Genomic DNA, 12,376 nt, shown 5'->3' on the forward strand with positions numbered 1-12,376 from the left:
CGCCCGTTCAGGAGACACAGCCCTGCCATGCCGCCGCCCATTGAGCTATCCAGCCCCGACCAGGCCTCCGACGCGCCGCATCCATCCCCTGCCCGCTCCATGCATGCCCCCGTCCCTGAGCCCATTCCGCGCGACCCGGGTTGGCCGCTGGTGGGCAACCTGCTGCAGATCACACCCGGTGCGCTGGGCCAGCACCTGCTGGGGCGCAGCCGCCACCATGACGGCATCTTCGAGCTGAACTTCGCCGGCCGGCGCGTGCCGTTTGTGACGTCGGTGGCACTGGCCAGCGAGTTGTGTGACGCCGCGCGTTTCCGCAAGTACATCGGCCCGCCGCTGTCCTACCTGCGCGGCATGGCCGGCGACGGCCTGTTCACCGCACGCTCCGACGAGGCCAACTGGGGCAAGGCACACCGCATCCTGATGCCGGCGTTCAGCCAGCGCGCGATGAAGGGCTACTTCGACGTCATGCTGCGCGTGGCCAACCGGCTGGTGGACAAATGGGACCGGCAAGGCCCGGATGCCGATATCGCCGTCGCGGACGACATGACGCGGCTGACGCTCGATACCATCGCGCTGTCCGGCTTCGGCTACGATTTTGAATCGTTCGCCAGCGCAGAGCTGCACCCCTTCATCGAGGCCATGGTCGGCGCGCTGGAAGAGGCGATGGCCAAGCTGACGCGCTTTGCCCTGCAAGACCGCTTCATGCATGCGGCACACCGGAAGTTCGACCAGGACACCCGCTTTATGCGCGACCTGGTGGACGACGTGATCCGGCGGCGGCGCGCGGGCAACGCGGCGGAACGCCGGGGCGGCACGGCCAATGACCTGCTCGGCCTGATGCTGGAAGCGCGGGATCCGGACACCGACCAGCGGCTGGACGACGAGAACATCCGCAACCAGGTGATCACCTTCCTGATCGCGGGCCACGAGACGACCAGCGGGCTGCTCACCTTCGCGCTGTATGAACTGCTGCGCAACCCGGGCGTGATGGCGCAGGCTTACGCGGAGGTGGACGCCGTGCTGCCCGGCGACGCGGCGCCGGTCTACGCCGACCTGGCGCGGCTGCCGGTACTGGACCGTGTGCTGAAGGAAACGTTGCGCCTGTGGCCCACCGCGCCCGCCTTCGCCGTGGCGCCGTTTGAAGACACGCTGCTGGGCGGCCGCTACCTGATCCGCAAGGACAGGCGCCTGTCGGTGGTGCTGACCGCGCTGCACCGCGACCCCAAGGTGTGGGCCGACCCGGAACGCTTTGACATCGATCGTTTCCTGCCTGAGCAGGAAGCAAAGCTGCCGCGCCACGCCTACATGCCTTTCGGCAACGGGGAGCGTGCCTGCATCGGCCGCCAGTTTGCGCTGACCGAGGCCAAGCTGGCACTGGCGCTGATGCTGCGCAATTTCCAGTTCACCGATGCCCACGATTACCAGTTCCGCATCAAGGAAACGCTGACGATCAAGCCCGACGGATTCACGGTGCGTGCGCGCCGGCGCCGGCCGCATGAGCGCATCGCCGCGGCGCCGGCGGCCGGGACCGCGCAAGCGCCGCAGGCGGGCCCCGATGTGCAGGGCGGCGGCAGGCCGCTTGCCGTGCTGTGCGGATCCAGCCTTGGCACCGCGCGCGAACTGGCTGAGCAGGTGCATGCCGGCGCGCTGGCGGCGGGCTTTGATGCGACGCTGCGCGACCTGGACGATGTCGCCGACGCGCTCCCGACCAGCGGCCTGGCGGTCATCATCGCCGCCACCTATAACGGCCGCGCGCCGGATTCGGCAAGGCGGCTCGAAGCGCTGCTCGATAGCGGTGCCGCCAACGGCTACCGTGCACAAGCGCTAAACGTGGCCGTGTTGGGCTGCGGCAACTCGCAATGGCCGACGTACCAGGCCTTCCCGCGCCGGGTCTATGAATTCTTCACCAATGCCGGCGCCAGTCCACTGCTGCCGCGTGGCGAAGCCGACGGCAACGGCGACTTCGACCAGGCCGCGGAGCGCTGGCTGGCCTTGCTGTGGCAAGCCTTGCAGGCCGGTGACGGCGTGGGCGGGCCGGCCCACGGAACGCCGCCGGTCCGGGTGCAGATAAGAGACGTCGCCGAGATCCGCGCATCCACGCTGCCGGCAAACACCCAGGGCTTCACGGTCCTGGCCAACACCGAGCTGGTGAACGATCCGTCCGGCCTGTGGGACTTCTCGCGCGAGGCGCCGCGGACTTCCACGAGCGATATCCGCCTCAGGCTGCCCGAAGGCGTGCGCTACGCCACGGGCGACCACCTCGCCGTCTATCCGCAGAACCAGCCCGAGATGGTCGCGGCCCTGTGCGAGCGGATCGACATCGACCCGGACGCCATCGTCACATTGTCGGCCTCCGGCGGGGCCGCGCGCGGCCTTCCGCTTGGCGAGGCCCTGTCCGTGCGCCAGCTGCTGACCCATTTTGTGGAGCTGCAGGACGTGGTGTCGCGCCATACCCTGCGCCTGCTGTCGCAGTCTTCGCGCTGCCCGGTCACGCGCCAGGCCCTGCTGCAGCTGGCCTCGGACGACGCCGAGGCCGGGTACGCCGCCCAGGTGGCGCCGCGCCGGCTCGGGCTGGCCGACGTGCTGGACCGTTTTCCCGCCATCGAGGTGGATCTGGCCGGCCTGCTGGCTTGCACCGTGCCGATGCGGCCGAGGTTCTATTCGATTGCCTCATCGCCTCTGGTCTCGCCCGACGTGGCGACCATCACCGTCGGCACGGTCTGGTCGGCGGCGCTGTCGGGCCGCGGGCTCTTCCGCGGCGTGGCCTCTACCTGGCTGCAGGGCCTGGCGCCCGGCGCCATGGTGGCGGGCGCCATCCGCACCCCCAATCCCACCTTCGCGCCCGCGGCAGACCCAGCCACGCCCATGATCCTGATCGGCCCCGGCACGGGCATTGCGCCGTTCCGCGGCTTTCTTGAGGAGCGGGCCGCGCAACAGGCGGCCGGGCAGCCGGTGGCCCCCGTGCAGCTGTACTACGGGTGCCGCCACCCCGCGCACGACTGGCTGTACCGCGACGACGTGGAGCGCTGGCAGGCACAGGGCGTGGTGCAGGTCCACCTGGCCTGTTCCGTCGTGGATGGCGAGCCGCGCTACGTGCAGGACCTGCTGTGGCAGCGCCGTACTGATGTCTGGGCCCGGCTGAACCAGGGTGCGATGCTCTACGTGTGCGGCGACGGCCGCCACATGGCGCCTGCGGTCAGGCAGGTGCTGATTCGGATCGGCGCAGAGCAAGGGGGGATGACACCAGAGGCGGCGTCGGACTGGCTGGCGGAGCTGGTCAGCACGGGCAGGTACCGGCAGGATGTCTTCAACTGACGCCCCGCCGGGTCGCTCGGTCGCGTCGCTGGCGCGGTACTAGCCTTGGAAGGGCTTGCCCATCGGCTTGAGACGGATGCCGGGGGCAAGCCTGGTCCAGGGCAGGTCCGCGGGATCCGCCGTCATCGGGCCGGGCGCCTTGGCCACCAGCACGGCGTGCGCGATGCCCTGGAAATCGGCCCGGAAATGCACCGAGCTCTTGTTGACGAGAATCTTCATCGCCTCGGGCTCCACCCCGCCCACGCGGAACAGGTTGCGGTCCAGCATCTGGGCCTTGCCGGCACTGACGACCACCAGCACATCGTCGATACGCAACAGCGCGACGGGCCCGACATCGGCCAGCATGCCGTTCATCATCGGCCCGCCGTAGCGGCATACGCCATCGGAGAGCTTCAGCACCTCGAAGCGCCCCCGCAGCGGCTCGTCACCGGGCACCCCGGAAACACCGCCGAGAGCGACGTCGATGGTGGCTCCCACGCCGGCGCGGTGCGCCTCGGCCGCCACGGCCGGATCCCAGATCAGCCCGATGGCCGCGTGCCGCGCGCCGTGGCGCAGCAAGGCGCGCAGCATGCCGGTGGTGTTCGAGTCGCCGCCGGCCCCGGGGTTGTCCTGCGTGTCGGCAATGACCACCGGGCGCGTCGCCGCCTCGGCCAGCCGCATGGCCTCGAGCACGGCTTCGTCCGGCGAGAGGAACGGGACCTCCCAGGCAGGCTCATCCGCCAGCATCCGGTCGTACAAGGCCTGTACCGCCGCGTCGACCGCTGCGGCATCCTCGCCGTATCCCCAGATCACCGGCCCGCATTCCGGGAAATCGGCCGCGGGAAAGCCCGGCGCGAACGACAGCGACGCCACGGCGCCGCTTTCCCCCTGCTGCAGCAGCGAATACATGGCGCGGGCAGGCTCCAGCATCGTGCACATGCCGTTGATCGGGATCAGGAACGGCAGCCGGCGTACGGCGCGATGCAGCGGCCCCCTGCCCTCCAGCAAACGCTGCAGCAATGCCGCGGCCCGCTCGCCGGTCTCGGCCATGTCCACGTGCGGATACGTGCGATAGGCCACTAGTGCGTCGGCGGCCTCGAGCATCGCCCGCGTGACGTTGGCATGCAGATCGAGCGACGCGACCACCGGCACGCCCGGCCCCACCACGGCACGGATGCGCGTGAGCAGGGTGCCTTCGCCATCGTCCGTATGTTCGGCAACCATCGCGCCATGCAGGTCCAGATAGACCGCATCGAATCCGCCGGCGCGCGTGGCCTCGACGATTTCGCCGGCAATGCGCTCGAACGCATCCTCAGTCACGTGCGCGGATGGGCTTGCGCCGGCCCAGATCACCGGCAGCAGCATCCAGCCGCGCCGCTCTGCCGCGGCAATGAAGCCGCCGGCCGGAATGTTGACGTCGCGCAGCGACAGCACGTCATCGCCACGCACCATCGCCGGAAAGCCTTCGCCGCGCTCGAAGCTGGCATAGGTGGCCTTTGACGGCGCAAACGTATTGGTCTCGTGCTGAAATCCGGCGATCAGAATCCGTGTTGCCAATGTTCTCTCCGTGAATTGAATGGCCAGCCTCAGGCGGGCGAGACCGCGCCCTGGGGCGAGGGCATCCGGTTGGCTACCAGTACGGCCGCTCCGGCCATCAGCAGCGCCACCATCACCAGCAGGCCGGCCTGCATGCTGCCGGTGGCGGTGCGCACCGCGCCAATGATGGTCGGGCTCAGGAAGCCGCCAATCAGGCCGATGGTATTGATCAGCGCGATGCCACCCGCGGCGGCATCGCCCTTCAGGTATTGCGACGGAATCGCCCAGAACACCGTATAGGCGGCCCACATCATCGCCGTGGCGATGGTCATGCAGAGCAATGACAGCGGCAGGTTGCCACTCGATACCGTGGCCAGGGCCAGGGCCACGGCGCCGACAAATGCGGGGACCGCGCTGTGCCAGCGGCGCTCGCCGCGGCGATCCGAGCTGCGGCCGATCACGACCATGGCAATCGCCGCCGCAATATACGGAATCATCGAGTACAGCCCGATCTGCATGGTGTCCGTGACGCCGTCGGCCTTGAGGATCGACGGCAGCCAGAAGCTCACGGCGTAGATGCCGCAGATCATCGTGAAGTAGGCAAAGGCCAGCAGGTAGACGCGCCGGTCGCGTGCCACCTCGCCGAATGACTGGTGGCCGCCTGCCGGCACCTGCAGTTCAGCCGCCAGCATGCGCTTCTCTTCGTCGCTGAGCCACTTTGCCTCGGCGGGCCTGTCGGCCAGCACGCGCAGCGCCAGGGCACCAAGCAGCACGCAAGGCAGCCCTTCGACCAGGAACATCCATTGCCAGCCCGCCAGGCCATGTGCGCCGGACAGGCCTGTCATCAGCCACGTGGACAGCGGCGAGCCGAAGATCCCGCCGATGGGCCCGGCCAGCATCACCACGGCCATCACGCGCGCCATGCGCCGCTGCCCATACCAGTAGGTCAGATAGAAGATCATGCCCGGTGCAAAGCCGGCCTCGAACACGCCGAGCAGGAAGCGCAGCACATAGAACGTGGTCTCGTCACGCACGAACATCATGCCCGCGGAAGTGAGACCCCACAGCACCAGGATGCGGCTGATGGTCTTGCGGGCACCGATCCGGGGCAGCAGCAGGTTGCTCGGGATTTCGAACAGGACGTAGCCGAAGAAGAAGATGCCGGCGCCCAGCCCGTATGCCGCATCGGAAAAGCCGAGATCGCTTTGCATCTGCAGCTTGGCAAAGCCGATATTTACGCGATCCAGGTAGGCAAAGGTGTAGCAGAGCAGCAGGAATGGCAACAGGCGCCAGTTCAGCTTGCGGTACAGCGCCTGCTGCGCGGCGCTGCCGTACTCCGGCATGGTACGTGGGGGCAGGGTTGCGGACATGTCGGTCTCTCCCGTGGTCGGCTCTATCTCTTGTGGATGCCAATGTCGTTCAGGGTCGATCGTCTGGCATATGAAAAAACAGAGCAAGAGCAACTTAAGTCGGCTATCGTTGCCCTATTGGCAACAGCGGGATCCGACATGCGGGAACTGAACCAGCGCAGGCTGCGCTATTTCCACGAGGTACTGACACATGGCTCGATCCGTGGCGCGGCCGACAGCATCAACACGTCGCCATCGGTGATCACGCGCCAGATCCGGCTGCTGGAAGAGGAGGTCGGCGCGCCGCTGTTCGACCGCCATGCACGCGGGGTGCAGCCAACCGAAGCCGCAGTGCACCTGCTTGAGTACTGGCGCGGCTGCCGCGCACAGCAGGAGCTCTTCGAAGACCGCCTGCAGGCCTTGCGCGGCCTGCAGCACGGCCAGGTGCGCATCGCCACCAGCGAGGGCTATGTCGACGGACTGATGGACGAAGTGCTGACGGATTTCTGTGCGCGCTATCCCAGGCTCGACGTGACCGTCGACATCCTCCCGGTCAACAACGTCCTGCAAGAGGTAGCCGAAAGCCGCGCGCATATCGGGCTGGCCTACAATCCGCCTTCCCATGCCGATATCACCTGGGTTGCCACGTCATCGCAACCGGTGGTGCTGCTCGTGCATGCCGGGCATCCGCTGGCACGCCGGGGCGGCAAGGTCGACGTGCACGAACTGGGCGACTACCCGCTGGCGATGATGCCGCCGGCATTCGGACTCGGGCAGGTCGTGCAGATGCTGGCCTACACGGAGAATGTCCAGATCCGCCCGACGCTGACCACGAACTCCCTGGCCGTGCTGCGCCATTTCGTGAAGCGGCATGATGGCATCACGCTCATCGGCGGGTTCGCGGCCTATCGTGAGTTGCAGTCCGGCGAACTGGTGACGCTGCCTATCGCCCATCCGCTGTTCGAGGCCGCCAAGGCACGTCTGCTGGTGAAGGCAGGCCGCCCGATGGGCGTGGCCGCGAATACGCTGCTGGACTGTATCCTGCGCGACATGCAGATGTTCGCGGCAGCCCGTTCGCGCAGCCGGGGGACGACCCCGTCCAGGAAGCCGCCGCGCGGGTGACCGAGCGGCGAAGGTGCAACGCCCGGTCAGACCTTCCTGACGAACTCCGTTTTCAGGCTCATGGCACCAAAGCCGTCGATCTTGCAGTCGATATCATGGTCACCGTCGACCAGGCGGATGTTCTTCACCTTGGTACCCATCTTGACCACACCGGCCGACCCCTTCAGCTTCAGGTCCTTGATGACGGTGACGGTGTCCCCGTCCTGCAGGACATTGCCTGCCGCATCGCGATACACCCTGGCCTCTGGTTCGGCCGGCGCCGCGGCCTGCGCCGACCATTCATGCGCGCATTCCGGGCAGATGTAGAGGCCCCCGTCTTCATAGGTGAACTCGGAATGACATTTTGGGCAGGGAGGCAAAGCGCTCATGGGGACTCTCGGGTGTCTGGCCAGGGCCGTAAAGGAGCGGAAGTATACCGCCCCCCGCCTATGGCAACACGTCAGGCGCCAGCACGCTCCATCCCGAAACGCTACCGGACGTCGTCAGGCGCTGGCTCCTGAGGACGCCGTTCTCGTCGAACTCGAAGAAGACCGTCGACGACCGGATCGCGCCGCCGGCGAACAGCGGGCCAATGAACGGGATAAAGCTCTCAGGGTGCGGCCTGGAGGCCGCAAACGAATAGATCAGGATGGTTGACCCGTTGACCAGGGTGGTCTGCGACGAGGGCTTCCCCAGCTGGGTGGTAACGTCGTCGAGGGTCGAGAAACCGAGCAGGAAGTTCGCCATTTGCTCCTGTTTCACCTCGACGCCCGTCGATACGCAGGCGGCCAGCATGACGCAAGTCACAATCAATGCGTGAGCAGGCTTCATGTCGTCACCGCCATACTGTTTGCGCCGTGACGGGAACGCGCTGGAGGCGCCCGGCAGGCCATTCAGAAAGCATACAACTTTGCTGAATGCTGCGCTGAGGCGCCCGCAGGGCGCCTGCCCTCCTTGCCGGCTCCCTACTCCGGCACGAAATGTATCGACCGCAGCAACTCCGCCTGCCGCTCATGGGCGGCGCGCGCCTCCTTGGACAACGCCTCGCTGCTGAGCGGCTGCCCGGCATCCATGCCCATGGCCTCCACGCGCTCGCGGTAGCCGGGCCGCTGCACGATGGCCAGCGTGGCGTTGCGGATCTTTTCCTGCACCGCCGCCGGCACGTCCGGTGGCAGCCACACCCCCATCCAGCTGGGCTCCGTCATCGCCGGGAAGCCGACTTCGGCGAAGGTCGGCACATCGGGCAGCGCGGGGATGCGCTTGGGATACGCCACGGCATAGGCCTTGAGCTTGCCGGACTTGATCAGCGGCAGCGACGTGGCCAGGCCGTCGAACATCAGCGGCACATGGCCGCCCATCACGTCCTGCAGCGCGGGCGGCGATCCCTTGTAGCCGACATGGTTCAGGTTCACGCCCGCCAGGCGGTTGAACTGGACGCCGATGGTCTGCCCGCGCATGCCTGCGGCATAAGAGGCATAGTCGATCTGGCCGGGCTTGCTCTTGATGTAGGCAAGCAGCTCGCTGAAGTTCTTCGCCGGCAGCTTGGGGTTGCCCACCAGCACAAGCCCGGTGCGAGCCACCTGGGCAACGGGCTTCAGGTCCTTGAAAGGATCGAACGAGACCTTCAGCGCCAGCGGCGTTTCAGAGACGATGCCGCCCTGGATCAGCAGCAGCGTATGCCCGTCATGCGGTGCGGAAAGCAGTGTGTTGACCGCGATCGCCCCGGCACCGCCTGGCTTCTGCTCGACGATCACCGGCTTGCCCAGCGACTGCGTCAGCCCCTCGGCCAGCAGGCGCCCGAGGAAATCGGCGGTGCCGCCGGCAGGGCCGCCGACCACGATTTTGACCACCTTGGTCGGCCACGCCTGGGCCTGGGCGGTCGATGCAAGCGCAGCCGGCAGCGCCACCGACAGCGCCAGGCCGAACATGCATGACAGCGACGCCCTGCGGCGTGCCGACGGTTCTGCTTGATTCATTTTTGTCTCCGAATGTGCGAGGGTTGTTCAGGGCAGCAGCCGGCTTCATCGTGAGCCGGTGATTTGCCACCCTTGCCCTTCTGCTGGCGGATCGTCAGTGCCGACCGGGCCGGGTCAGGCGGCCTTGCGCAGGAAGCCCTGATTGCCGCCATTGCGGTTCGGCGCGAAGCCGTTGGCCTCCAGCGTCTCTTCGACCGTGTCGTAGAACACGCCGATCTTCTGGATGTCGCGCGCTTCCTGGGCCGTTGCCACCTTGCGGCCGAATTCGCCCGCGATGCGCACCAGCTGCTCGATCTGCTTCACTGTGCTCATCTTGGCCGTGCGTGACTGGTTCCAGAGGCAGTCCTCGGTCCCGCATCGCGCATGCAGGCCCAGGGCAATCCCCATCATGTTCACAGGCAGCACGTTGCGCACGGAGCTTTCGACGGTCAGGACCGCGCCATCCGGGACGGCGCGAACGATGTTGGCCAGGTTGAAGACGCTGGGCGCATCCATGCCGCCGCTGATCGCCACCCAGTTCATGACCAGCGGGCCCTTGTACACGCCGCGCCGGATCAGCCGCTCAACGGATTCGAAGCTGTTGATGTTGTAGCACTGGAATGCGCTCTGGATGCCGGCAGCGGAAAGACGCCGGATGTGCTCTTCGACCCAGCCCGGCTGGGCGGGAACCGTCATTTCCTTGTACGCGTTGAAGATCGCGGGGTTCTCGCGCGAGGTGCCCTTGAAATCCGCAAGTTCCGCATGCTCCGTCACGTTCATCTGTGACGTGTTCACCGTGACGGTGACCTGGTCCGGAACGGGGTCGAGTTCGGCAAGCATGTGGCGCGTGTCGTCGGACAGCCACTTGGCGGCATCCCCCTCGTTTTCCGGCGCAAAGCTGATCGATCCGCCCACCTGGATGATCATCTCCGGCACCGCCTTGCGCACCCCGGCGATCAACTCGTTGAACTTGGACAGACGCTTCGAGCCTTTGCCGTCAAGCTCGCGCACATGCAGGTGCAGCACAGTTGCGCCGGCGTTGTAGCAATCCACTGCCTTCTGGATCTGGTCTTCCATCGTCACGGGGATGTCTTCCGGGAAATCGGAGGGCAGCCAGCCCGGTGCGTAGGGTGCCGCGGTGATGATCAACGGCTGCTGGTTTTCAGGGAACAGGGATCCATCGAGGTAATTCACGGCATGTCTCCATTGATATAGGCACGTGGCCTGGCGGCGGCTGGCGCGCCTTAGAACGGCTTGTCGCCGATGATGGCGGCGCGCTCCATCTTGCGCGGCGCCGGCCAGTAGTCCTGCACCGCGTAGTGCTGGGTGCAGCGGTTGTCCCAGATGGCCACGCTGTTGGGCTGCCAGCGGAAACGCACCTGGTATTCGGGAATCGCCGCCTGGCTGATCAGGTAGTTCAGCAGATGGCTGGCGCCCGGGGTCTTGTCCTGTCCGTAGCGCACGTTCTCGGGCGTATGGAAGTTGGCGAAATGCGTGGAGAAGCCGCAGACGTAGAGCGCCTTCTCGCCGGTTTCCGGATGCGTGCGCACCACCGGGTGCTCGACCATGGGGTACTGCGCGGCAAGGCTGGCGCGCTTTTCCGGGCTCATCGCCGCGCCGAACGAATGCTCGATGCTGTGCTTGGCGCGCAGGCCGGCGATACGCTGCTTGACTTCCTCGGGCAGGTGCTCGTAGGCCGCCGCCATGTTGACCCAGATGGTGTCGCCGCCGACCGGCGGGCATTCAATGCAGCGCAGCACGCAGCCCATGGGCGGGGTTTCGCGCCAGCTGCCGTCGGTGTGGTAGCTGTTCTCGTAGTTCTCGCGCTTGTCGCTGCGATAGATCTGGACCAGCCCGGGATGGTCGGGATCGCTGCCGGCGACGGGATGGTCTTCCAGTTCGCCGAAACGGCGCGCGAATGCCACGTGATCCGCGCGGGAGATTTCCTGGTCGCGCAGGAACAGCACCTTGTGCGTGAGCAGCAGGGACTTGATCTCGGCAAACAGCGCGTCGTCGCGCGCGGCATCGGCCAGGCTGACGCCGCTGACTTCGGCGCCGATATTGCAGGTAAGGGGTTGGGCTCGCATGGGGACGCTCCTTTACAGCACAAAGATCGAAGACCCGGTGGTCTTGCGTGATTCCAGGTCGCGGTGGGCCTGCACGGCATCCTGCAGCGCATAGCGCTGGTTGATTTCGATGCGGATACGGCCAGCGGCAACGTGGCCGAACACCTCGGCGGCCAGTTCGGCCTTTTCGGCGGGGTCCGCAATGTAGTCGGCCAGCGCCGGTCGGGTCAGGTAGACCGAACCCTTCCTCGCCAGCAGCTGCGGATCAAACGGCGGGATGGTGCCGGAGGCCGTGCCGACGCAGACCATCAACCCGCGCCGCTTCAGCGAATCCAGCGACGCCATGAAGGTGCTCTTGCCCACGCTGTCGAAAACCACGGACACGCCCGCGCCATCGGTCAGCTCCCGCACCCGCTTTGCCACGTCCTCATGGCTGTAGTTGATGGTGTGGTCGCAGCCATGGGCACGCGCCACCTCTGCCTTGGCCTCGGTCGAAACGGTGCCGATCACGGTCAGGCCGAGCAGCCTCGCCCATTGCGAGACGATCAGCCCCACGCCGCCGGCAGCCGCGTGCAGCAGGATGGTTTCGCCACCGCTGAACGGGTAGATGCGGCGCATCAGGTAGGCGGAGGTCAGGCCGCGCATGGTCATCGCCGCCGCGGTCTCGAAGCTGATCGCTTCCGGCAGGTGGATCAGCGGTGCGGCAGGCACCAGGCGCTCGGTGCTGTACGCGCCCAAGGTGTTGATAAAGCCGGTGTATGTGACGCGATCGCCCTCCGCGACAAGGGTCACGCCCGGCCCGACCGCCTGCACCACGCCGGCTGCCTCCACGCCCATGCCGCTGGGCAGCGGCACCGGGTAGGTGCCGTTGCGGAAGTAAGTGTCGGCATAGTTCAGCCCGACGGCGGCGTGGCGGATCCGCACCTCGCCCGGGCCCGGGTCGCCTGCCTCGGCGTCCTCATAGCGGAGGACTTCGGGGCCTCCGGTTTCGTACATGCGAATGGCTTTTGCCAAGGCTGTCTCCTGATTGTCGTGTCCTGCCCGCGCCGCTATCATTGGCGCGACGGTAACGATT

Annotated in this window: 10 protein-coding genes; 2 read left to right on the plus strand and 8 right to left on the minus strand. The window is 66.8% G+C overall.

Annotated features, from left to right (window positions below; translation table 11 throughout):
- Positions 1–27 precede the first annotated feature (27 nt).
- On the plus strand, positions 28–3,315 hold the full coding sequence (locus RS901_RS29865; protein ID WP_316154116.1) for a bifunctional cytochrome P450/NADPH--P450 reductase: 3,288 nt from the start codon (positions 28–30) through the stop codon (positions 3,313–3,315).
- Between the two features lie 39 nt (positions 3,316–3,354).
- On the opposite strand, the gene RS901_RS29870 is transcribed toward RS901_RS29865, so the two are convergent.
- Together RS901_RS29870 and RS901_RS29875 are read right to left on the minus strand one after the other, a co-directional pair.
- Positions 3,355–4,851, minus strand: a complete 1,497-nt coding sequence (locus RS901_RS29870; protein WP_316154117.1) for a M81 family metallopeptidase — start codon at positions 4,849–4,851, stop codon at positions 3,355–3,357.
- Between the two features lie 29 nt (positions 4,852–4,880).
- Positions 4,881–6,200 carry an MFS transporter gene (locus tag RS901_RS29875; protein WP_316154118.1) on the minus strand — a complete coding sequence of 440 codons (1,320 nt, stop codon included), beginning with the start codon at positions 6,198–6,200 and terminating at the stop codon, positions 4,881–4,883.
- A 138-nt stretch (positions 6,201–6,338) separates the two neighbouring features.
- Between RS901_RS29875 and RS901_RS29880 the strand changes: the two genes are divergently transcribed.
- Positions 6,339–7,301, plus strand: a complete 963-nt coding sequence (locus tag RS901_RS29880; protein ID WP_316154119.1) for a LysR family transcriptional regulator — start codon at positions 6,339–6,341, stop codon at positions 7,299–7,301.
- Positions 7,302–7,327: 26 nt separating this feature from the next.
- Here the strand turns inward: RS901_RS29880 and RS901_RS29885 are convergent, their stop codons facing one another.
- From RS901_RS29885 to RS901_RS29910, 6 genes are all read right to left on the minus strand, one after another.
- Positions 7,328–7,669: a zinc ribbon domain-containing protein YjdM gene (locus tag RS901_RS29885; RefSeq protein ID WP_316154120.1), complete on the minus strand. Its 342-nt coding sequence runs from the start codon at positions 7,667–7,669 to the stop codon at positions 7,328–7,330.
- Positions 7,670–7,727: 58 nt separating this feature from the next.
- Positions 7,728–8,111, minus strand: a complete 384-nt coding sequence (locus tag RS901_RS29890) for a hypothetical protein (RefSeq protein WP_316154121.1) — start codon at positions 8,109–8,111, stop codon at positions 7,728–7,730.
- Positions 8,112–8,245: 134 nt separating this feature from the next.
- Positions 8,246–9,256 carry a tripartite tricarboxylate transporter substrate binding protein gene (locus RS901_RS29895; protein WP_316154122.1) on the minus strand — a complete coding sequence of 337 codons (1,011 nt, stop codon included), beginning with the start codon at positions 9,254–9,256 and terminating at the stop codon, positions 8,246–8,248.
- Between the two features lie 114 nt (positions 9,257–9,370).
- Positions 9,371–10,429 carry a 3-keto-5-aminohexanoate cleavage protein gene (locus RS901_RS29900; RefSeq protein ID WP_018309550.1) on the minus strand — a complete coding sequence of 353 codons (1,059 nt, stop codon included), beginning with the start codon at positions 10,427–10,429 and terminating at the stop codon, positions 9,371–9,373.
- A gap of 50 nt (positions 10,430–10,479) precedes the next feature.
- The gene (locus RS901_RS29905; protein WP_316154123.1) at positions 10,480–11,322 is read right to left on the minus strand and encodes a TauD/TfdA dioxygenase family protein; all 843 of its coding nucleotides are present in this window, start codon (positions 11,320–11,322) and stop codon (positions 10,480–10,482) included.
- 12 nt (positions 11,323–11,334) lie between these two features.
- On the minus strand, positions 11,335–12,315 hold the full coding sequence (locus tag RS901_RS29910) for a quinone oxidoreductase (protein ID WP_316154124.1): 981 nt from the start codon (positions 12,313–12,315) through the stop codon (positions 11,335–11,337).
- Positions 12,316–12,376: the final 61 nt, after the last annotated feature.

Source organism: Cupriavidus sp. BIC8F (assembly GCF_032465815.1).
GTDB classification, from domain to species: Bacteria; Pseudomonadota; Gammaproteobacteria; order Burkholderiales; family Burkholderiaceae; genus Cupriavidus; species Cupriavidus necator.

Bases quoted from the DNA above. Each gene is read 5' to 3' on its own strand.
- RS901_RS29865 (WP_316154116.1), top strand. From the start codon at position 28: ATGCCGCCGCCCATTGAGCTATCCAGCCCCGACCAGGCCTCCGACGCG.
- RS901_RS29875 (WP_316154118.1), bottom strand. From the start codon at position 6,200: ATGTCCGCAACCCTGCCCCCACGTACCATGCCGGAGTACGGCAGCGCC.
- RS901_RS29880 (WP_316154119.1), top strand. From the start codon at position 6,339: ATGCGGGAACTGAACCAGCGCAGGCTGCGCTATTTCCACGAGGTACTG.
- RS901_RS29885 (WP_316154120.1), bottom strand. From the start codon at position 7,669: ATGAGCGCTTTGCCTCCCTGCCCAAAATGTCATTCCGAGTTCACCTAT.
- RS901_RS29890 (WP_316154121.1), bottom strand. From the start codon at position 8,111: ATGAAGCCTGCTCACGCATTGATTGTGACTTGCGTCATGCTGGCCGCC.
- RS901_RS29895 (WP_316154122.1), bottom strand. From the start codon at position 9,256: ATGAATCAAGCAGAACCGTCGGCACGCCGCAGGGCGTCGCTGTCATGC.
- RS901_RS29905 (WP_316154123.1), bottom strand. From the start codon at position 11,322: ATGCGAGCCCAACCCCTTACCTGCAATATCGGCGCCGAAGTCAGCGGC.